The sequence below is a fragment of the Burkholderia sp. 9779_493 genome, assembly GCF_015712215.1.
Classification (GTDB): Bacteria; Pseudomonadota; Gammaproteobacteria; order Burkholderiales; family Burkholderiaceae; genus Burkholderia; species Burkholderia cenocepacia.
Window position 1 is genome coordinate 73,266 of record NZ_JACCQA010000003.1, and the last position, 19,012, is coordinate 92,277.

Genomic DNA, 19,012 nt, shown 5'->3' on the forward strand with positions numbered 1-19,012 from the left:
CTAACCTGTCCGTCCGACCCGCGCTTCAGGAGACAGGAATGGAACGCTTCGCAGGACAAGTCGCCGTCGTGACCGGCGCGGCGACCGGCATCGGACGCCAGGCCGCGCTGTGCTTCGCCGAAGCCGGCGCGCAGGTCGCGCTGCTGGACACCGCCGTGGCGGCCGCGGAAGACACCGCGCACGAGATCGAGCGCCTCGGCGCGAAGGCGATCGTGCTGCGCACCGACGTGTCGCGCGACGCCGACGTGCGCCATGCGATCGACACGACGGTCGACACCTTCGGCCGCCTCGACCTCGCGTTCAACAACGCGGGCATCGCGCCGCGCGGCGCACCGGCCGCCGAATTCGACGAGGACGAATGGGACCGCACGATCGCGGTCAACCTGAAAGGCGTGTGGCTGTGCATCCGGCACGAATGCCGGCACATGCTGCAATCGGGCGGCGGCGCGATCGTCAACACGTCGTCGATCATGGGGCTCGTCAGCGGCCGCGGGCTCGCCGCGTATTCGGCGTCGAAAAGCGGTGTCGTCGGCCTCACGAAAGCGGTGGCGCTCGACTATGCGAGCCGCGGCATTCGCGTGAACGCCGTGTGCCCCGGCGGCATCGCGAACACGGCGATCACCGACCGGCCGGACAACCGCGCCGACATGGCGCGGCTGATGCAGGCCACGCCGATGGCACGGCTCGGCGAGCCGCGCGACGTCGCGGAAACGGTGATGTGGCTGTGCTCGCCCGCCGCACGCTTCGTGACCGGCCAGGCGATCGCCGTCGACGGCGGCTTCACCGTGTGGTGATCGTGTACCATCGGCGCTTCCCGATACGCTTTGGCGCGCTGCCTTCGTCCGCCCGGCCACGCCCGCGCGGTTCGCGCAGCGCGTTTCCTTCGCATGACCTCATCCGCTTCGTCCGACGACACCGCGCTGCGCCCGCTGCCGATCGATACGCTGGCCGTGCCGGCCGCGCTCGACGGACGCACGGGCACCAACCGCTCGGGCAGCGCGCATCCGCAGATCGCCGCGACCCATGACCTCGACGCCGTGCGCGCCTGGCTCGCGCGCTTCGTCGATACGCCGGCCACGTTCCAGAACTACCGCAAGGAAGCCGAGCGCCTGCTGCTGTGGGCCGTGATCGCGTGCGGCAAGCCGCTGTCGTCGCTCACGCACGAGGATCTCGTCGTGTACCGGCAATTCCTGCTCGCGCCCGCGCCGGCCGAGCTGTGGTGCGCGAACGGCGGCCGCAAGCATCCGCGCGACGATCCGCGCTGGCGGCCGTTTTACGGGCCGCTGTCGGCAGCCAGCCAGCGGCAGGCGCTGGTGATCCTGAACGTGATGTTCTCGTGGCTCGTGCAGGCCGGCTATCTGGCCGGCAATCCGCTCGCGTTGTCGCGGCAGCGGCAGCGCCGGCCCGCGCCGCGCGTCACGCGCCATCTCGGGCAGCCGCTGTGGCAAGCGGTGAAGGATGCGATCGCCGCGATGCCGCGCGACGATGCGCGCGCCCGCTTCCATGCGGATCGCGCGCGCTGGCTGTTCACGTTGCTGTATCTCGGCGGGCTGCGCATCACCGAAGCGGCCGATACGACGATGGGCCGGTTCTTCTGCCGCCGCGATGCGGACGGGCACGAACGCTGGTGGCTCGACGTGACGGGCAAAGGCGGCCGGCAGCGGCTCGTGCCGGCCACCGACGAGATGATGACCGAGCTGGCGCGCTACCGGCGTGCGCACGGCCTGCCCGCGCTGCCGGTCGACGGCGAGCCGACGCCGCTCGTGCTGCCGGTCGGCCAGGCGCGCAAGCCGCTCACGCGTGCGGCACTGCACCGGATCGTGAAGCAGGTGTTCCGGCACGCGGCCGACCGGCTGCGCGCGAACGGCGAAGCCGGCGAGCAAGCGGCGCGCGTGCTCGAACAGGCGTCCGCGCACTGGCTGCGTCACAGCGCGGGCTCGCACATGGCCGACGGCCGCGTCGATCTGCGGCTCGTGCGCGACAACCTCGGCCATGTGTCGCTCACGACGACGAGCCAGTATCTTCACGCGGACGACGACTGGCGCCATCGCGAGACGCAAGCGAAGCACCGGATCGGGTGGGACTAGACTGCGTTCCGCCGCTCGACGGACGAGGTCGATCCCGCCGAGATCCGCCGTGGCTGCGGCACTTCGCATCGCCGCTTGCTCCGGCGCGTCGATCCCGCCGCGTGACACGTCGACACGCTTGCCGTGTCAGTACACCGCCACCCAGTGCCCGGGCACCCACGCCCAGTGATTGCCGGCCCACCGGTAATGCCCCCTGGCCCAGCGATAGCCGGGTGCGGGCGGCGGCGGCGCCACCTCGGCGACGGGCGCGGGCTGCGGCGGCCGCACGGGCTCGACCACGCACGCGGACATCAGCACGGCGCTCGCGCTCACCAGCATGGCGAGCGAAACAGACCGGATCTTCATTGTCGATGCTCCCTGTTGTGTCATCGGTTGTCGGCCGATCGCGGCGACACGACGCGTCACGCGGCTGCGCGAATCAGGCCGCTCATCGGCCGTGCCGCACCGCTTTCCGCGAACAGCGCGGATGCGGTGCGGCGCGGGTCGAGCCGCAGGCTGTCGGCGGCGGCGCCCGCGATCAGCGCATCGAGCGACGCAGTCGGCTTCAGGTCGCGCCCTTCGTACAGGTCGCCCGGCCGTAGCCCCGGCCAGTCGGCGATCACGCGGCCGCCTGCCACCGCGCCGCCCGCGAGCATCGCGACCGACGCCTGCCCGTGATCGGTGCCGCCCGTGCCGTTCACCGCGGCCGTGCGGCCGAACTCGGTCGCGACCAGCACCGTGGTCTGCTGCCACGCGGGCCCGAGGCCGTCGCGCAGCGCGGCGAGCATCGTGTCGAGCGCCTTCAACTGATTCGCGAGCCGCGCGTTCTGCGCGCTATGGGTATCCCAGCCGCCCGTCTCGATCATCGCGATCCGCGGGCCGTCGTCGCGCGCGAGAAACGTCGCGGCGAGCTTGCCGACGCCGGCCGGGTCCTGTCGCGCATGCGCGTCGCCGGCGAGGCCGCGTGCTTCCATCGCGGATTGCCACAACGGGCCGAGCTGCGCGTCGGCTTCGTAGAGCGCCGACACGCGCGTGAGCAGATCGTCCGGCGCGGCCGGCAAACCGGACGGCGCATACGACGCGGCCTGCACCGCGCCGCGCAGCGCGAGCGGTACGGTCGGCGCGAACGCGATTGCGTTGTCGCGCGTCGCCGGCAGCAGCGCGGCGAGCCGGTTCAGCCAGCCGTCCTTGACCTGGTACGGCGCCCGGCCGCCCGTTTCGAGCACGTTCTGGCCGTCGAAATGCGAGCGGTCGCGATACGGCGACGCGATCGCATGGACGAACAGCGCCTGACCGTCGCGGTACATCTGCGCGGTTTGCGCGAGCGACGGATGCAGCGCGAACGTGCCGTCGAGCCGCGTCGCGGCCGTCGTGTCGATCGCGAGCGGGCCGCGCAGCGACGCATACGCGGGCTCCGCATACGGGACGACGATGTTCAGGCCGTCGGCCGCGCCGCGCTGGATCACGAACACGAAGCGCCGGTCGGTCTCGACATTCGCGAACACGAGCCGCGGCGCGACGAGCATCGCGCCCGCGCCGGCCGCGGCCACACTGAGGAATCGTCGGCGGGACAGTGCCATGGTCATCTCCGTTGGAAATCGGGCGAAACGAGCAGCAGTGCGAGCGACGTCGTCGCGCTTTCGGCGCGCGCGAGCGCGGTCGCGGTCGGCGCGCTCAGCGAACCGGCGAGCAGCGTGTTGCCGAGCGTGCGCGGATCGAGCCGGTCGCCCGTGCGTGCGGCCAGACGCTGCGCGATCTCGACGCGGCGCACCAGCGCATCGGGCGCGGCCCAGCTCGCGGCGACGTCGTCGTAGCCGGCCGGTGAACCCGGCCGCCACACCGGCTGGCCGAGCTGGGCGAGCAGCGGCGCGGCCTTGAGATCACCGGTGTCGCGCCAGCCGAGCCCGCGCAGCGACGACACGGCCCACTCCCACGGCGTCTTGAACTTGCGGTTGACCGGCGACCACGCGTCGGGCGCGTCGACGAGCGCGCGATAGACGGTCGGCAGGTCGCCGCCGCTCGCATCGAAGGCGCGCGCGAGCCGCTCGGTCAGCGCGGGCGGCGGATTGTCGGCGACGACATGACGGGCGAGCTGGAACGCGATGTGTCGGCCGGTCGCCGACGATCGCGCGAGGTCGCGCAGGATCGCGCGCGCCTGCGCTTCACCCGGTTGATCGTAGGTGCGGCCCATCACCGTGCGCGTGCCGGGTTCGTGCAGATTCGGCCGGAACACGAATGCGCCCGGCGCCGCATCGCCCGGTTGCGCCCCGCGCCCGCCGGCGATGCTCCAGCCGGTCAGTGCGCGGGCGAATTCCGTCACGTCGGCTTGCGTGTAGCCGGTGCGCACGCCGAGCGTGTGCAGCTCCATGATTTCGCGTGCGAGGTTCTCGTTGAGCCCGCGCTTCGCGGACGGATCGCGTGCCTGCGCACGCAGTGCGGCCGGGCTGTCGGGACCGACCGAGCGCGCCTGGTCGAGGAACACCTGCATCGCGGGATGCTGCTCGACGGCGACGAGCATGTCCTCGAAACGGCCGAGCACGTGCGGACGGATCGCGTCGCGTTCGAATGCGCCCGCGTACGCGGCCACCTGCCCCTTGTCGACCGACACCGCGAAATGATTCGCCCAGAAATGCACGAGACGCTCGACGAACGGCGTGGACGTGTTCAGCGCGCTGTTCATGCGCGCGGCGACGGCGCCGCGATACGCGTCGTAGCCGTCGCGGCGGATCGACTGCGCGGTGGCGCGCTTCGCGGCCGCGTCGTCGCCCGTCGTCGCGTTGCGGGTGTTCGCGAAGCGCGTGGCGAGCGTGACCGCGTCCGGCTCGCCGGCCCATGCGGCGGGTCGCGCATCGTAGCGGTCGAACTGGGCGAGCAATGCGGCCTTCGGGTCGGCGGGCGGGGCTTCGTCGGCGCGCGCGCCGAGACCGAAGCGGTTCAGCGCGATCGCGGCCGGCGTGGCGTCGTTCGGGTGGTCCATGACGGGCTCTCTTGCGGTGCGTATTCACGTTCAACGCAAGCACGCCGGGAAATCCGTCGCGGGGCGGGAAAATATTTTTTGCTGTGGAAGCGCCGGGCGGAAATCGCGCAACACGGCGGCGTGGATCGTCGACGGACAACGACCGCGCGATTCGCCGGAACCGGCGCACGCATGACGCACGTGCGGCGCGCAGATCGCGCGCCGCCCACGCGCGGCTTACTCGCTCGTCGACGCGTCCGGTTTCTTCTGCAGCCTCGGCGGCAAACGCCAGTTGCCGCTGTGCTGCAACCCGTCGACGAACTTCGCGCGCTCGTCGGGCGTCAGCGTCGCCGCGAAATCGACGACGCTGCGCTCGACCTGCGCACGCATCGCGGTGTCGGCCGCGCGCGTGCGGTCGAGCGCCGCATCGATCGCCGCGCGATCGAGTTGCGGCGCGGCGAGCAGGTCCAGCACGGTGATCCGGCCGTCGCGCCCTTCGCGCGCGAAATCGCGACCGCTCTTGCGAGCCGCCTTCAGCGCCGCGGCGAATTCGCGCTGCCGCGCATCGGGCAAGCCGTCCGCCGCGAAACGCAACGCGGTGCGCGATGCGGGTGTGCCCGCCGCATGCCCGTCGCGGTGAGTCGAGAACCATTGATACGCGCCGCCGCCGATCGCGCCGAGCATGAACACGTTCAGCACGACCGAGCCGACGAGGGTGAATTTCCAGCCGCGTTCGGTCATTCGTCACTCCCGTCCACGCTCGGACCGCCGAACGTCGTCGTCAGATAGCCCGGCTCGTGCTGCGCCGGCGACGCGCTGCCGAGCATCAGCATCGACACGGCCACCGCCCCCGCGAGCGCGCCGGCCAGGCCGACGCCCGCGAACGCCGCGCCCGACCACCATACGGCGCCGCGCCGGCGGGCGCGCTGCGGCGCGGGCGCCGTCGCGACGATGCGCTCGACGAGCGCAGGCGCCGGAGGCGCGACCGTGTCGTACGCGAGCCACGCATCGAGGTCGGCCGCATCGTCGAGCGCCAGCAGCGCTTCGCGCGGGTTCGCGTGCGCCCACGCCTCGGCGGCCGCGCGCTCGCCGGCCGGCCAGCGCCGCGCGTCCGAGCCGTACGCGGCGACGATGGTACGAAATCGTTCGGGTGTCATCGCTTGTCCTCGCTAGGTGGGTCGCCGGCCAGTTGCGCGCGCAGGTTGCGCCGCGCACGGGCGAGCAGGCTTTCCAGCGCATCGACGGTGATGCCCATCAGGTTGGCCGCTTCCACGTTCGACATGTCCTGATAGTACTGGAGCACCAGCGCTTCCCGCTGCCTCGGCGGCAACGCGGCCAGCGCCTGCCGCACGCGCGCATCGCGCGAACGCAGTTCCGCATGCGCGGCCGGCTCCGGTTGCGTGTCGGGCACGTCGGGCAGCGTATCGACGGGCGCCTCGCGCCGGCCGCGCAACCGGTCGTAGCACAGGTTCAGCACGACGCGATGCAGCCACGTGTCGAAGCGGGCTTCGCCTTCGCGCCAGCGCGGCGCCTGGTTCCAGATTCGCAAGAACGTCTCCTGTGCGACGTCCTCGGCTTCGCTCCGGTCGCCGAGCATGCGCGTCGCCAACGCGAGCAGCCGCGGCAGCTTGCGCGCGACGAGCACGCGCACCGCCGACGCATCGCGCGCGCCGACGCGTGCGACGAGTTCCGCGTCCGGATCGCGGTCGCCGCAATCGCTCAACGCCGCCTGCTCCGTCGCGCGGCGCGTGCGCGCCGCACTGTCACGGCGGCGGGACCCGCCGCCCGGCTGAAGCTCATCGTCGTGCTCTCCTTGCATGCGTCGGGCCATCGCCGGACGGCGCCACGCCGACGGTGCGTCGACGCCGCGCGCGTCGCGCCCGGCATCGCACACGGTGCCGGCCGAGCCGGGTTCATCGACATCCGGTTCGCGCCGCATGTCGATCCTCGCAGCCCGCCACGCGAGCGTGGGCCGGCGCGCTCAATATACGACGACCGGCGCGGGCCGGTAATACACCGGACGGGCCGGCACCACGACGCAGCCGGCCAGCGCGATCGCCGCGGCCGCCAGTATCACGATGATTCGAAAAGGCATCGCTTCGACTCATGATGTTGCGTGAAATATCCGCTGCGCCGGCATCGCGTGCCGCGCGGCGGCCTGCACGTCAGGCCCAGTGGCCCGGCACCCAGCGCCAGGCCGGGCCGCGCGCGGCCCAGTGTCCGGGCACCCAGTGGTAACCGACCCGCACCACTTGCCAGTGGCCCGGAATCCACACGTAGCGGCCCTGCCGCCAGTGCCAGTGGCCCTGATCCCATACGTAACCGGCACGCGGCGCCGGCATGACTTCGACGCGCGGCGGCGGCGGCGCGTAAGGCGCGACGATGACGGCCTGCGCGAATACGGCGGACGTCGCGAGCGCAGCCAGGCATCCGACGGCCAATCGCAATGGAACGGAAAGTTTCATGAAAGACTCCGAAATAACGGGCATCGACCGGAAGCGGTCGTTCATGCGTTAAACGGAGCGGACGGGAGAAATCCGTCGCGGTATCGGCAAATAAATTTCGGAGAAAGTGAACGGGCGCGGGAGCGGACCGGCAGCCACGACGCGCGCCTCTGCACATCGGCGGCCGCAGGCGCAGGGTTGCGGCACTGTCACAACGCGGCAAAACTGCCCTTCGACAATGCATGCGACCGGGATCCCGCTCGTTTCCGGCCCACGCCCCGGCCGTGCGCGCGCACGGCCGCGCGGTTCCGCGTCTCGCGCCCCATCAACGAAAAACACCGACCATGTCGAACCAGGACACTCTCCCTGACCAGCCGAACGAGCCGGCCGCCTCCGTGTCGCGTCGCGGCTTCCTGAAACTCGCCGGCGTCTCCGGCCTCGCCACCGCCGCCGGCGGGCTCGCGGCGGCCCGCGCCGCCGCGTCGAACCCGGACGGCACGCCCGAGCAGGTTCACCTGACGTGGGGCAACGACCCGACGTCCGAAGTCGTGATCTCGTGGGCGTCGCTCGCACCGGCCGTCAATCCGCGCGCGCGCATCGTCGCCGACGGCGAGCCGGCGCGCACGGTGCACGGCGTCCAGCGCCTGTACACCGACGGCCTGAACGGCGAGACCGTGTTCGCGTACCACGCGCGCGCGCACGGGCTGAAACCGGATACGCGCTACCGCTACGAGATCACGGCCGACAACGACGGCAATGCGGCACAGCCGTTCTCCGCGCATTTTTCGACCGCGCCGCGCGGCCGGGCGCCGTTCCGTTTCACGAGCTACGGCGATCTCGCGACGCCCAACGGCGCGTGGGTGCTGTCGTCGCCGCAAAGCCGCTTCGCGGTGCAGGCCGTCGAGCAGTTCCAGCCGCTGTTCCACCTGCTGAACGGCGACCTCTGCTACGCGAACCTGAACCCCGCGCACCAGCCCGAGGTGTGGCGCGATTTCGGCAACAACAACCAGACGTCGGCCGCGAATCGCCCGTGGATGCCATGCCCCGGCAATCACGAGATCGAGTTCAACAACGGTCCGCAGGGGCTCGACTCGTATCTCGCCCGCTATACGCTGCCGGAGAACGGCACGCATTTCCCCGGCCGCTGGTATAGCTTCCGTGTGAGCTCCGTGCTGTTCGTGTCGCTCGACGCCGACGACGTCGTGTACCAGGACGCCGCCGCGTTCGTCGGCGGCCCCGCGCCGCTCGTGCCGGCCGCGAGCACCGGTCGCCCGCCGATCGAGCCCGGCACGTCGTTCTACGTGCGCGGCTACAGCAACGGCGAGCAGACGCGCTGGCTCGAACGTACGCTGCGTCACGCCGCGCATGACGACGACATCGACTGGATCGTCGTGCAGATGCACCAGGACGCGCTCAGTTCGTCGAAGACGGGCAACGGGTCCGACAAGGGCATTCGCGAAGCGTGGCTGCCGCTGTTCGATCGTTACGGCGTCGATCTCGTGCTGTGCGGCCACGATCACGACTACGAGCGCAGCTATCCAGTGCGCGGCTGCAATCACCGCGCAGGCGTCGACGCGAAAACCGGCGAAGTGGTCGAAACGCTGCAGCCGCGCCCGGTCGGCTCGAACGATCCGAACCGTACGACGTTCGACACGAGCCACGGCACGATCCACCTGATCCTCGGCGGCGGCGGCACCAGCGCGCCGCTCGACGTGTACGGCGAAAACCCGTCGACCGGCTTTGCGCAGGCGAAGGTGTTCACGAAGCCGAACCGGCCGGTGCCCGGCACCGCGCCGAACACGTTCGTGCGCCAGCCGGCCGATGCGCTCGAGGATGCGATCTGGTCCGCGCGCCGCGACACGGGCACCGGCTACGGGATCGCGGTGTTCGACCACGATCCGGGCAAGCCGGGCGGCCACACGACGATCACGATGCGCTACTACCACGCGCCGGGCGCCGACCAGCACCCGACCGCGCAGTACGAGCTGTTCGAGACGATCGAACTGAGCAAGAAGCGGCACGAGCGGTGACCGGACGGGCGCCCGCTGCGGCGGGCGTCTCACGCTTCGATCGCCAGGCTCGTTGCGCGCGCAACGTGACGGGGCGACCAGGATGCCGCGATTCGCGAAGTACCGGTCGAACGTCGCGCGCGGCATCGCCACGTTTTGCTGCGTGCGCACGTCGAACCCGGACGGGTTGTGGAACAGCCAGTCACCCGTGTCGCGGTTGGTGCCGAACACGAGGACCCGATGCCGGCCACGCGACGGCGGCTCGAAACCGTCGTGCCGGATGACAAGGCGGCCCTCTCTTGGTGGTTTCGTGAAGCCGGCACGCGGACGTCGACACGGTGAGCTTCGCCGACCCGGCGGACCCCGGCGGCAATTCCTCGAGTACTCGGCCGAATTCGACCTGAAGCGCATCGTGCTAGAGTGCGGCGGCAAGAATCCGGCGCTCGTGCTGCCCGATGCGCCCGATGCGCCCGATCTCGACGCGGTCGCGCAGCCGATCGTCGACGGCGCGTTCCGGAGCATGGCGGGCACTGCCCGGCGCCATCGCGTCATCCGAAATCGAATTGGCATGTTGAAACAGGCAGCAAGCATGAAACGCAAGAACAAGGCAACGCTCATCGGGCTCGGTGCGGTGCTGTTATGGGCCTCGGTGGTCGCGCTCGTTCGCGGCGTCAGCGAAAGCCTCGGCGCGACCGGCGGCGCGGCGATGATCTATACGGTGGCGTCCGTGCTTCTGCTGTTCTCGATCGGCTTCCCCGACCTGAGCCGATTCCCGAAAAACTACCTGCTGTGGGGCGGGCTGCTGTTCGTGTCGTACGAGCTGTGCCTGTCGCTGTCGATCGGCTATGCGAGCAACGGTCGGCAGGCGATCGAAGTCGCGATGGTCAACTATCTGTGGCCGAGTCTCACGCTGGTCGCCGCCATCGCGTTCAACCAGCAGCGCGCGAATCTGCTGGTCGTGCCCGGCGTCCTGCTGTCGATGCTCGGCATCTGCCGGGTGCTCGGCGGCGACCAGGGGCTCGATCCGGCCGGCATGCTGCGCAACGTCGCGGACAATCCGCTCAGCTACGGGCTGGCGTTCGTCGGCGCGCTGATCTGGGCCGGCTATTGCACGGTGACCGCGCGCATCGCCGACGGCAAGAACGGCGTCACGCCGTTCTTCATGCTGGTCGCCGCGGTGCTCTGGATCAAGTTCGCGATCGAAGGCGGCGGCGGCATGACGTTCAGTTTGCACGCGGTCGGGTATCTCGTGCTGGCGGCGTCGGCGCTCGGCTTCGGCTATGCGGCCTGGAACACCGGCATCATGCACGGCAACGTGACGGTCATCGTCGGCGCGTCGTATTTCACGCCGGTGCTCGCCGCCGCCGTCGCCGCCACGCTGCTGCACGCGCCGCTGTCGGCCGAGTTCTGGCAAGGCGCGTCGATGGTGTGCGGCGGCTCGATCCTGTGCTGGCTCGCGACGCGCAGCCGCCGTGACAAGGCCAGGCCCGTGCGGATCGTCAACGAGGCCGACGGTAGCTGCCACGGGTGACGAGGCCCGGTGCCATCGTCAACTTTGCGATTCCAGCGCGATCCGCACGGCCAGCCCGGCCAGCACCGTCCCCATCAGCCAGCGCTGAACCGCCGCCCAGAGCGGCCGCCCCGCGAGAAAACCCGCGATCGAACCCGCCGCGCACGCGATCAGCGCGTTGACGCTGACGCTCACCGCGATCTGCACGCAGCCGAGCGCCAGCGATTGCGCGAACACGCTGCCGTGCCCCGGCACGATGAACTGCGGCAGCAACGACAGATACATCACCGCGATCTTCGGGTTCGCGAGGTTCGTGACGAAGCCCATCGTGAACAGCCTCGCGCGGCTGTCGTGCGGCAACTGCCGGACCTGGAACGCGGAGCGCCCGCCCGGCTTCAGCGCCTGCCACGCCAGGTACGCCAGATACAGCGCGCCGGCAACGCGCAGCGCATCGTACGCATACGGCACGGTCATCACCAGCGCGGTGATGCCCACGGCCGCGCACACCATGTAGAACACGAATCCCAGCGCGACACCGCCGAGCGACACCAGCCCGGCGCGGCGGCCCTGGCAGATTGAGCGCGAAACCAGATAGATCATGTTCGGCCCGGGCGTCAGCACCATGCCGAGCGACACGAGTCCGAACGCAAACAGGGTGGGCAAGGCTGGCACGGCGCACTCCTTCAGGGCAACGATCACGAGGTCAGAACAATGTATTGCATGTTGACCTTCGCCATTGTGAATAAACTGCAAGCGCCCCATGAGCGCCGTTCATCGTGTCCGCCCGTCGCTATCTGCCCTTTTTCGCACGGGTCCGGACCGTCTTTTCCGCCTTCGCGCGTTGCGCGTCGACGAGCCGTACGAACGCGTCGGTGACCGCGTTGCCGGCGGTATTCCACGCCAGTCGCACCGAGCGATGCAGCCGTGGCGACAGCGCCAGCACGCGCCCGCCGAACGGCGTGTACGTGAGCGTGATGCGCGGCACGATCGACACACCCATGCCGGCCTCCGCCATCGACAGGATCGTGCGCATCTCGACCACGTTGAATGCGGCCCGAAGCGGCGCGCCGCCGCGCGCGAAGTAATCCGCGATCACCGGCCCGCATCCCGCCTTCGAGAAAATGAACGGCGCCGCGGCCAGCTGCCGGGCCGACACGCTCTTGCGGCCGGCGAACATGTCGTCGGCCGCCACCGCGACGAAATCCTCGTCGAGCAGCGGCAGGTGGTGCGCGAACGTCTTCGTGCCGGCCACCACGCCGACGTCGGCCGTGCCGTCGTCGAGCCACCCTTCGACTTCGCTGTCCGTGCCTTCGAGCAGCACCGCCGATACGCCCGGGTGCATCTCCTTCAACGCCTCGATGGCGGGAACGACGAACGCCAGCGACACGCTCGGCAGCGACGCAACCACCAGCTTCCCTTCGAGCTTGCCGCGCGACAGGCTGAACTGCTGGCGCAGCATCTGCGCTTCCCGCACCACGCTCTGAACATACGGCCACAGGCGTTCGCCGGCCGCCGTCAGCACGACCGGCTGCCGGTCGCGCCAGAGCAGCTTGACCTGCGTGAGATCCTCCAGCTCCGTCAGCGCATGGCTGATCGCGGATTGACTGCGGCTGAGCCGGTCTGCCGCGGCCGTCAGCGAGCCGAGTTCGACCACGGCAGCGAGGGCCTGCAACTGGGCGAGCGTCATCGGATTTCCTCGTTCGAAGGTATGTATGCCGCGCATGAGACGGCCGATTCACTTGAATTATATTGAACCGGTGCGACGGTCATGCAGCCGACACGCGCACCGCGCCATCCGCGAGCCGAATGCCGGATGCAACGCTCGGGTAAGATGCGTGATCGAACCGCCGCGTCGATGCAGGCGCATCACGCTGCACGACGGGCCGGGCCGCACAACCGGCCGATCAGGTTCGCACCGATCCCGAACACCTTGCGTGCACGATGCACGCGACCGCCACGGGCGCCGTCGACGACGCTCGCTGCCGGCTACGCCGCGACATGCCATTCCATGATGCATTTCAATCTGACTGAAGGGGTGCTGGTCTCCAGCCTGCAGGGGCTCACCGCGTTCGAACTGGCCGGCATCGCCGTCGCGCTGCTGCTCGGCGGGATGGCCAAGGGCATCACCGGCATCGGCGTGCCGCTGATCGCGATGCCGATCCTCAGCCAGTTCCTGCCGATCCGGCATGCGGTGCTGCTGCTGTCGATGCCGATCATCCTCGGCAACATCCCGCAGGCGCTGGAAGGTGGCCAGGTGCTCGCGACGGCACGCAAGATCGCGGCCCCGATCGCCGGCACCGTGATCGGCAATGTCGTCGGCGTGGCGATCCTGCTGTCCCTCAATCCCGGTCACGCACAGGCCGCCTCCGGCGCGCTGCTGATCGTGGCCGCGACACTGATGCTCGCGGCGCCGAAGCTCGACCTGCCGCAAGCGTGGCAAAAGCCCGTCGGTTTCGCGCTCGGCTTCGGTGCGGCGCTGATGGAAAGCATCGCATCGGTGCCCGGCCCGCTGCTCGCCACCTACCTGATTTCGTCGGGCGCGACCGGGCGCGTATTCACGAAGCAGATCGCGATCATCCTCGTGGTGTCGATCGTCACGCTGATCACGACGTTCAGCGGCGCGGCGCACGCGAGCGGCGCCGACCTCGCGATCTCGGCGGCCGCCAGCCTGCCGGCGATTGCCGGCATGTGGCTGGTTCGCCCGCTGCGGGACAAGATGTCGCCCCGGATCTTCAGGATGGTCGTCCTGCTGTTCGTGCTCGTCGCGGCGGCGCAGATGATCTGGAAGTCGGGCGTATTTCGGCACGGCGGATCGGCCACGGCCCAGACGGGTGGCGTGCACGCGACCAAGCCGTCGATCGCGCATGCGTTCTGAAAGCTGCCACGCGTAGTATGCGCAGACCACCCGGCGTATCGCTCCGACCGACAGCGCGGACGATACGCGGCCGGCTTTGCTGCGCGTACGCTGATACCGATGTCAGCATGGCCATGTCGTCAGAGGCAAGAAATGGAAACGTATGTATTGCTGGGCTGCGGATTGGGCCTTGGCCTGTTGATCGCGATCTGGGGCATCTGGTCGCTCCGCTGACGCGCGGCGGCCCCGTCCGCGCGCAAGGCATCCGTCTGGAGCAGGCGCGAAACCGTCGTGTCGATGAACGGTTCCGGTCGATTTGATTCGCAATCCGATTCAGCCTGCCATCGCCCGCCTCCGAGCCGTCGGCCATCGCCGCCGCCCGGCACGCAGCCCGTCCGGCCCCGCGCCCTGCTCCATTCCCGAAGACGCGTTAGACTAGTCGGATGGAACAATGCCGTTATTGCCAGAGAATCCGCGATGAATGGGATTGCCACGGCGACGAATGCCGCCGGGCAATCGCCAAGGCGCTGCGCCGGCAGCGCGCCGGCCTGCCGATGGTCCCCGACCGCATCCGCAACGAGCTGCCGTCCGGCGCGCCGACCCAGCAGGTGATCGCCGTCCTGTCCCGCCAGCGCCTGCGCGCGCGGCGCGGCAACGAAGAACGCCGCGAGCGCAAGGAAATCGACGACGACGGGGTCTGATCCGACAGCCCCGCCGCTTCGACGCGATATTCGGCGGCCCTTGCCGCCGCGCGCATGCCCGTGCCCGCCCCTCTGTTCACGCTCCCGCCAATTGCTTGCAATCCCCGCAATACCGAATGGGGACGGAAGACGTTCGTCTCGAAATTATTACCTCGAGCGCAACGATCTTTCACTCAAACTCGCGTTTACCCTAGGTGAAGCGACGCCTACGATGTAATCAACCGCTGACGACATGGTGTCGAACGCGGAAAGCCAATAAACATCGGAGGTCATCATGAAATCGCTCGTTTCCGCAGTCGTTGCCGCCGCCGCCCTGTCCGCGTCGTTCGGCGCATTCGCCCAAAGCACCGTGACCCGCGCCCAGGTGCGCAACGAACTGGTCCAGCTCGAAAACGCGGGCTACAAGCCCAGCCAGTCGAGCCCGTACTACCCGGCCGACATCCAGGCCGCGCAAGCCCGCGTGCACGGCATCGACAACAGCGGCGCCGGCTCGCAACCGGCCGCGACCGTCGAGGGCGGCGCACCGGTCGTCCGCGCGCAGAACCCGCGCGACTCGGTCTACTTCGGCCACTAAGCCTGCCGCTGCGCGCTTCGCACCTGCAGCCCGCCCATGCGACGAGCCCGTCCCGCGACGGGCTCGTCGCGTTTCGGCCCGCGGTCAGCGGCTGCCGCCGGATGCGACGCGGCCAGTCTCGTCGGGTGCGCCGCTGCGCACCAGATCCTGGTAGCGCACGCACACGCACTGCGGGGACGCCTTCGCCGCGTACATCGCCGCGTCGGCCTTGACGAGCAACTCCTCGGCCGACGCGCCATCCGCCGGAAACTCGCTGACGCCGATGCTCGCGCCGACGGCCATGCGCCCTTCGTCGAACTCGAGCGCCTCGGCCATCACGATCTGGATGCGCGACGCGACATCGCCGATCACCGCCGGCGAACGCACATCCGACATCAGCACGATGAATTCGTCGCCGCCCAGCCGCGCCACCATGTCGCCGCTGCGCAGCACCTGGCTCAACCGCTTCGCGACTGCAACGAGCGTACGGTCGCCAACCGAATGCCCGTGCTGGTCGTTGATCTGCTTGAAGCGGTCGAGATCGACGAACATCACCGCCAGCCCCTCGCGCACCGCGGCCGCACGCCGGATCGCGGCATCGAGATGCTCCATGAACAGCAGGCGGTTCGGCAGGCCCGTCAGCGGATCGTGGCCGGCGAGGTGCGTGAGCTCCTGCTGCTTCGCGCGCAGCATCGCGACCTGTGTGCGAATCTCGACGCGCATGCTGTCGAAACAGCGCGCGAGCACGCCGATCTCGTCGGCCCGCGCGACCGGCAGCCGTTCGGCGGCCGGATCGTCGAACACGTGCGTGGCGGCACACGCCAGCGCCTGCAACGGCCGCGTGATCGCCCGCGCGAACAGGATCGCGAGGATGACCGCCAGCAGGCTCGATACGAGCACCATCCTGACGATCCGTTCGCCCAGCATGCCGGCCGGCGCGAGCACGTCGGCGAGCGGCCGGCCCATCCCCAGCACGACGAAGCGGTTGCCCTCGTCGTGCCCGAACGGCGTGCGGACGAACGCGAACATCTGGCCGGGCGCCGCGTCGGGCTGCGCGAGGCCATTGAGCGTCACGTTCATGCGTCCGCTGTCGAACAGCGCGCGCGTGACGGCAAAGCGATCCTGCATCAGCACGCGCCGGCCGCGATCGAAGCCGAACGTCTGTTCCGGATCGGGATGCACGAGAAAATCGCCCCACTCGTTCGCGAGATAGACCGCATAGTCGTCCGGCAAATCGCGTTCGAGCCGGTCGAACACGCGCGACAGCTCGACGTCGACGACGAGCGCGCCGACCGTCTGCCCCGCTGCGTCGACCACCGGCGTGCCCACGCGCAGGATCGGCAGCCCCTCCGCCGCGTGCGAGCCCGTCTCGTGATTGACCACGATCGGCGACAGGTAGATGTGGCCAGGCGCCGTCGCGAGCGTATCGAATACATAGGAGAACTGCCCTTTCTCCTGGAATTCGCGTTCGGGCAGCACGACGATGCCGCGCGCATCGCGATCGAGGCGAATGCGTTCGATCCCGAAATGCCCGCGCGCGATCAGACGGATCTGCAGGTACTCCGCGTGATTCCGCATGAAGCTGTAATACACCTGTTCGAGCCGCATGCGGCGCGCTTCGTCCGGATGGTCGGCGCCCGCGACGAACGCGGACGACGGCAACTGCGCGAGCACGAGCGCATCGTCGGCGACGTCGGCGAGCGCGGTCGTGAAGCGCTGCCCGAGCAGTTGCGTCGACATCAGCAGACTGTGCTGCGCCTCCTGCACGAGCATCGCGCGGTTGGCGCGATACGCGTAGTAGCCGGTCGTGCCGGACGCGATCACGCCAATGCACGCGAACAGCACCGACAGCTTCGACGTGAGCCCGAGCCGGATCATTTTCCGAACCGCTCCGGCCGGTCGCCCGACACGATGCGGCCCCACAGCGATTCGCGGCGCGCGATGTCCTCCACGGGCTGAAGCCATACGAGATGCTCGTGCCCGGTGTCGAGGCCGCGCGGCGGCTCGAGCGTGTTCGCGAGTCCCTGGCGCTCGGTCAGCAGCGCGCCGATCGCCGGTTCGAGCATGTAGTTGATCCACGCGAACGCGAGCTCGGGACGCAGCGCGCCGCGCGTGACGGCCCAGCAGTCGAGCCACGCGAGCGCGCCTTCGTCCGGGATCACGTAGCCGACGTCCGCGCCGGCGCGGCGCAACTGCTCGACCTGCTGCGTGCCGTAGTTGCCGAACATCAGCGCCGCGCGATGCTGGACGAACAGCGCGGTCGCCTCTTCCGGAAGCGTGTAGTAGGTCAGCAGGTTGCGGCGCAGGTCGATCAGCTTGCGCGCGACGGCAAGTGTCTGCGCGGGCGACAGACGGAACGGATCGGGATAGCCGAGCGCCAGCGCCGTGAACGAGAAATTGTGCTGCGCGCTGTTGAAGTCGAGCACCTTGCCGCGATAGCGCGGATTCCACAGTTCGCGCATCGAGCGCGGCGCGGCCGGCACCTGCTTGCGGTCGTAGATCAGCCCCATCGACGAATAGGTGAACGGGACTGCGTAGGACGCGCCGTCCTGCACGAGGCCGCCGATCGTCGCGATCTGCTGGAAATTCGGCAACTGCCGCCGCCGGTTCGGGATGCGCGACAGGTCGACCGGCGCGAGCAGGTGCTCATGCGCATAGCGCTGGATCTCGGCCGTGTTCGCGGCCAGCACGTCGTACGGCGGCGGCGATGCGCTGTGCAACCGCGTCCACAACGCTTCGTCGGAATCGACCAGCGTCACTTCCACACGCACATGAAACTGCGCCTCGAATGCGCTGACGATATCGCTGTCCGCATAACCGGGCCACGCCAGCACGCGCAGCACGTTGTCGTTGACGGTTTCGGGTGAGGCAGCGACGGCCGGCGGGACGGGCGCCAGTAAGCCTACCGTCAATATGACAAGCAGCGTACGCACGGCGCGGCGCGCGCGCGTGCCTGCGCCGATTCCCCTGATCAATCGGACCCCGCGTGAATCGCCCGGCTGCATTCGACTGTCCTTTTTCGAGTCGATGCGATATCCCGCAACGAGACCATAAAACGCAGGGTCACGCAATCGGAACAAGCCGCACACGGCGCATATTCATTGGCCTTGCGGCTGAATGCGACGCAGTTACCGGGGCCTGCATCGCGGCGCGAATGCACGCATGCGCGGATACGCGAAGACGAACGTCAGCGCCAGGCCTGCGTGAATTCCGCGATCACGCGCGACAGGTGCGCGCGCATCGCGTCGCGCGCACCGTCCGCGTCGCGCGCCATGATCGCCGCGAAGATCCGCTGGTGATCTTCCTGCGACGCTTCGCGCAGCGCGGTCGAGTGAAAGTGCTCCTCGATCTTGTCCCACAGCGGATCGCTGCGCGCGCAATCCCACATCGCCGTGACCATGTGCAGCAGCACCGTGTTGCCGGTCGATTCCGCGATTCGCAGGTGGAACTGGCGATCGGCCGCGTCGTAGGCGGCCTTGTCGTTCATCTGCTCGCGCATCGTCGTCAGCGAGAAAAACAGGCGGTCGAGATCGGCATCCTTGCGTTCGGTCGCCGCGAGCGCCGCGACTTCCGCCTCGATCAGCCCGCGCGCGCGCAGCGTCTCGATCGGCCCAGGGCCGCGCGGGACTTCGAACGTCACCGGCCGCGCGGCATCGGCCGCCGACACGTAGATGCCCGAGCCGATCCGCACCTCGACGATCCCCTGCACCTCGAGCGCGATGATCGCCTCGCGCACCTGCGTGCGGCTTACGCCGAACTGGTCGGCCAGGCTGCGCTCCGACGGCAGCCGCGCACCGGCTTCGAACGCGCCGGCGGCCACCATCGCGTGAATCTGCCGCGCAAGGCCGATATAGGAGCGGTCCGCGGCATCGGTGTCGCGGCTGGCGGGCAGGCTGGAAAGATCGGTCATCGGAAGGCT

At 69.5% G+C, this 19,012-nt stretch carries 19 protein-coding genes; 7 read left to right on the plus strand and 12 right to left on the minus strand.

The window, feature by feature from the left end; translation table 11 throughout:
* Positions 1-38 precede the first annotated feature (38 nt).
* Both H0X95_RS03480 and H0X95_RS03485 read left to right on the plus strand, forming a co-directional pair.
* Complete coding sequence (locus H0X95_RS03480) at positions 39-794, plus strand: SDR family NAD(P)-dependent oxidoreductase (protein ID WP_059720816.1); 756 nt, start codon at positions 39-41, stop codon at positions 792-794.
* 93 nt (positions 795-887) lie between these two features.
* Entirely contained in the window at positions 888-2,087 is a 1,200-nt protein-coding gene (locus tag H0X95_RS03485) for a tyrosine-type recombinase/integrase (RefSeq protein WP_034202275.1), read from the plus strand.
* A gap of 126 nt (positions 2,088-2,213) precedes the next feature.
* Here the strand turns inward: H0X95_RS03485 and H0X95_RS03490 are convergent, their stop codons facing one another.
* From H0X95_RS03490 to H0X95_RS03520, 7 genes are all read right to left on the minus strand, one after another.
* Complete coding sequence (locus H0X95_RS03490) at positions 2,214-2,432, minus strand: YXWGXW repeat-containing protein (protein WP_006483699.1); 219 nt, start codon at positions 2,430-2,432, stop codon at positions 2,214-2,216.
* A 56-nt stretch (positions 2,433-2,488) separates the two neighbouring features.
* The gene (locus H0X95_RS03495) at positions 2,489-3,646 is read right to left on the minus strand and encodes a DUF1501 domain-containing protein (RefSeq protein ID WP_058903185.1); all 1,158 of its coding nucleotides are present in this window, start codon (positions 3,644-3,646) and stop codon (positions 2,489-2,491) included.
* Between the two features lie 2 nt (positions 3,647-3,648).
* Positions 3,649-5,043, minus strand: coding sequence for a DUF1800 domain-containing protein (locus H0X95_RS03500; protein ID WP_034202274.1), 1,395 nt, complete (start codon positions 5,041-5,043; stop codon positions 3,649-3,651).
* Between the two features lie 216 nt (positions 5,044-5,259).
* Positions 5,260-5,763: a periplasmic heavy metal sensor gene (locus tag H0X95_RS03505; RefSeq protein ID WP_048988148.1), complete on the minus strand. Its 504-nt coding sequence runs from the start codon at positions 5,761-5,763 to the stop codon at positions 5,260-5,262.
* Positions 5,760-6,179 carry a hypothetical protein gene (locus H0X95_RS03510; protein ID WP_006494754.1) on the minus strand — a complete coding sequence of 140 codons (420 nt, stop codon included), beginning with the start codon at positions 6,177-6,179 and terminating at the stop codon, positions 5,760-5,762. The genes H0X95_RS03505 and H0X95_RS03510 overlap by 4 nt, the downstream gene beginning before the upstream one ends.
* Positions 6,176-6,961 carry an RNA polymerase sigma factor gene (locus tag H0X95_RS03515; RefSeq protein ID WP_080403479.1) on the minus strand — a complete coding sequence of 262 codons (786 nt, stop codon included), beginning with the start codon at positions 6,959-6,961 and terminating at the stop codon, positions 6,176-6,178. Before H0X95_RS03515 ends, H0X95_RS03510 begins: the two co-directional genes overlap by 4 nt.
* Before the next feature lie 226 nt (positions 6,962-7,187).
* Positions 7,188-7,487: a YXWGXW repeat-containing protein gene (locus tag H0X95_RS03520; RefSeq protein WP_006493271.1), complete on the minus strand. Its 300-nt coding sequence runs from the start codon at positions 7,485-7,487 to the stop codon at positions 7,188-7,190.
* 323 nt (positions 7,488-7,810) lie between these two features.
* Here H0X95_RS03520 and H0X95_RS03525 point away from each other — a divergent pair, with 323 nt between their 5' ends.
* Both H0X95_RS03525 and yddG read left to right on the plus strand, forming a co-directional pair.
* Positions 7,811-9,496 carry a purple acid phosphatase family protein gene (locus tag H0X95_RS03525; RefSeq protein WP_059720815.1) on the plus strand — a complete coding sequence of 562 codons (1,686 nt, stop codon included), beginning with the start codon at positions 7,811-7,813 and terminating at the stop codon, positions 9,494-9,496.
* A 568-nt stretch (positions 9,497-10,064) separates the two neighbouring features.
* Positions 10,065-11,006 carry an aromatic amino acid DMT transporter YddG gene (gene yddG, locus H0X95_RS03530; protein ID WP_143272892.1) on the plus strand — a complete coding sequence of 314 codons (942 nt, stop codon included), beginning with the start codon at positions 10,065-10,067 and terminating at the stop codon, positions 11,004-11,006.
* A gap of 18 nt (positions 11,007-11,024) precedes the next feature.
* Here the strand turns inward: yddG and H0X95_RS03535 are convergent, their stop codons facing one another.
* Both H0X95_RS03535 and H0X95_RS03540 read right to left on the minus strand, forming a co-directional pair.
* Positions 11,025-11,657 carry a LysE family translocator gene (locus tag H0X95_RS03535; protein WP_006494750.1) on the minus strand — a complete coding sequence of 211 codons (633 nt, stop codon included), beginning with the start codon at positions 11,655-11,657 and terminating at the stop codon, positions 11,025-11,027.
* 118 nt (positions 11,658-11,775) lie between these two features.
* Positions 11,776-12,672, minus strand: a complete 897-nt coding sequence (locus H0X95_RS03540; RefSeq protein WP_059720814.1) for a LysR family transcriptional regulator — start codon at positions 12,670-12,672, stop codon at positions 11,776-11,778.
* Positions 12,673-12,993: 321 nt separating this feature from the next.
* On the opposite strand from H0X95_RS03540, the gene H0X95_RS03545 reads away from it, so the two are divergent.
* The 3 genes from H0X95_RS03545 (at position 12,994) to H0X95_RS03555 (ending at position 15,114) form a co-directional block, all read left to right on the plus strand.
* Entirely contained in the window at positions 12,994-13,860 is an 867-nt protein-coding gene (locus tag H0X95_RS03545) for a sulfite exporter TauE/SafE family protein (protein WP_043033098.1), read from the plus strand.
* Between the two features lie 422 nt (positions 13,861-14,282).
* Positions 14,283-14,540 (plus strand): hypothetical protein, encoded by a 258-nt coding sequence (locus H0X95_RS03550; RefSeq protein WP_006478949.1) that lies wholly within the window; start codon positions 14,283-14,285, stop codon positions 14,538-14,540.
* A gap of 274 nt (positions 14,541-14,814) precedes the next feature.
* A complete protein-coding gene (locus H0X95_RS03555; RefSeq protein ID WP_006486001.1) occupies positions 14,815-15,114 on the plus strand; it encodes a DUF4148 domain-containing protein in 300 nt (99 codons plus the stop codon).
* Positions 15,115-15,198: 84 nt separating this feature from the next.
* Here the strand turns inward: H0X95_RS03555 and H0X95_RS03560 are convergent, their stop codons facing one another.
* From H0X95_RS03560 to H0X95_RS03570, 3 genes are all read right to left on the minus strand, one after another.
* The gene (locus H0X95_RS03560) at positions 15,199-16,971 is read right to left on the minus strand and encodes a sensor domain-containing diguanylate cyclase (RefSeq protein ID WP_059720812.1); all 1,773 of its coding nucleotides are present in this window, start codon (positions 16,969-16,971) and stop codon (positions 15,199-15,201) included.
* Complete coding sequence (locus H0X95_RS03565; protein WP_059720811.1) at positions 16,968-18,098, minus strand: ABC transporter substrate-binding protein; 1,131 nt, start codon at positions 18,096-18,098, stop codon at positions 16,968-16,970. The genes H0X95_RS03560 and H0X95_RS03565 overlap by 4 nt, the downstream gene beginning before the upstream one ends.
* Before the next feature lie 182 nt (positions 18,099-18,280).
* Positions 18,281-19,003 carry a FadR/GntR family transcriptional regulator gene (locus H0X95_RS03570; protein WP_006486005.1) on the minus strand — a complete coding sequence of 241 codons (723 nt, stop codon included), beginning with the start codon at positions 19,001-19,003 and terminating at the stop codon, positions 18,281-18,283.
* Positions 19,004-19,012: the final 9 nt, after the last annotated feature.

Coding starts and splice junctions, on each gene's coding strand:
- H0X95_RS03480 (WP_059720816.1), top strand. CDS start 39: ATGGAACGCTTCGCAGGACAAGTCGCCGTCGTGACCGGCGCGGCGACC.
- H0X95_RS03485 (WP_034202275.1), top strand. CDS start 888: ATGACCTCATCCGCTTCGTCCGACGACACCGCGCTGCGCCCGCTGCCG.
- H0X95_RS03490 (WP_006483699.1), bottom strand. CDS start 2,432: ATGAAGATCCGGTCTGTTTCGCTCGCCATGCTGGTGAGCGCGAGCGCC.
- H0X95_RS03495 (WP_058903185.1), bottom strand. CDS start 3,646: ATGGCACTGTCCCGCCGACGATTCCTCAGTGTGGCCGCGGCCGGCGCG.
- H0X95_RS03500 (WP_034202274.1), bottom strand. CDS start 5,043: ATGGACCACCCGAACGACGCCACGCCGGCCGCGATCGCGCTGAACCGC.
- H0X95_RS03505 (WP_048988148.1), bottom strand. CDS start 5,763: ATGACCGAACGCGGCTGGAAATTCACCCTCGTCGGCTCGGTCGTGCTG.
- H0X95_RS03510 (WP_006494754.1), bottom strand. CDS start 6,179: ATGACACCCGAACGATTTCGTACCATCGTCGCCGCGTACGGCTCGGAC.
- H0X95_RS03515 (WP_080403479.1), bottom strand. CDS start 6,961: ATGCGGCGCGAACCGGATGTCGATGAACCCGGCTCGGCCGGCACCGTG.
- H0X95_RS03520 (WP_006493271.1), bottom strand. CDS start 7,487: ATGAAACTTTCCGTTCCATTGCGATTGGCCGTCGGATGCCTGGCTGCG.
- H0X95_RS03525 (WP_059720815.1), top strand. CDS start 7,811: ATGTCGAACCAGGACACTCTCCCTGACCAGCCGAACGAGCCGGCCGCC.
- yddG (WP_143272892.1), top strand. CDS start 10,065: ATGAAACGCAAGAACAAGGCAACGCTCATCGGGCTCGGTGCGGTGCTG.
- H0X95_RS03540 (WP_059720814.1), bottom strand. CDS start 12,672: ATGACGCTCGCCCAGTTGCAGGCCCTCGCTGCCGTGGTCGAACTCGGC.
- H0X95_RS03545 (WP_043033098.1), top strand. CDS start 12,994: ATGATGCATTTCAATCTGACTGAAGGGGTGCTGGTCTCCAGCCTGCAG.
- H0X95_RS03550 (WP_006478949.1), top strand. CDS start 14,283: ATGGAACAATGCCGTTATTGCCAGAGAATCCGCGATGAATGGGATTGC.
- H0X95_RS03555 (WP_006486001.1), top strand. CDS start 14,815: ATGAAATCGCTCGTTTCCGCAGTCGTTGCCGCCGCCGCCCTGTCCGCG.
- H0X95_RS03560 (WP_059720812.1), bottom strand. CDS start 16,971: ATGATCCGGCTCGGGCTCACGTCGAAGCTGTCGGTGCTGTTCGCGTGC.
- H0X95_RS03565 (WP_059720811.1), bottom strand. CDS start 18,098: ATGCAGCCGGGCGATTCACGCGGGGTCCGATTGATCAGGGGAATCGGC.
- H0X95_RS03570 (WP_006486005.1), bottom strand. CDS start 19,003: ATGACCGATCTTTCCAGCCTGCCCGCCAGCCGCGACACCGATGCCGCG.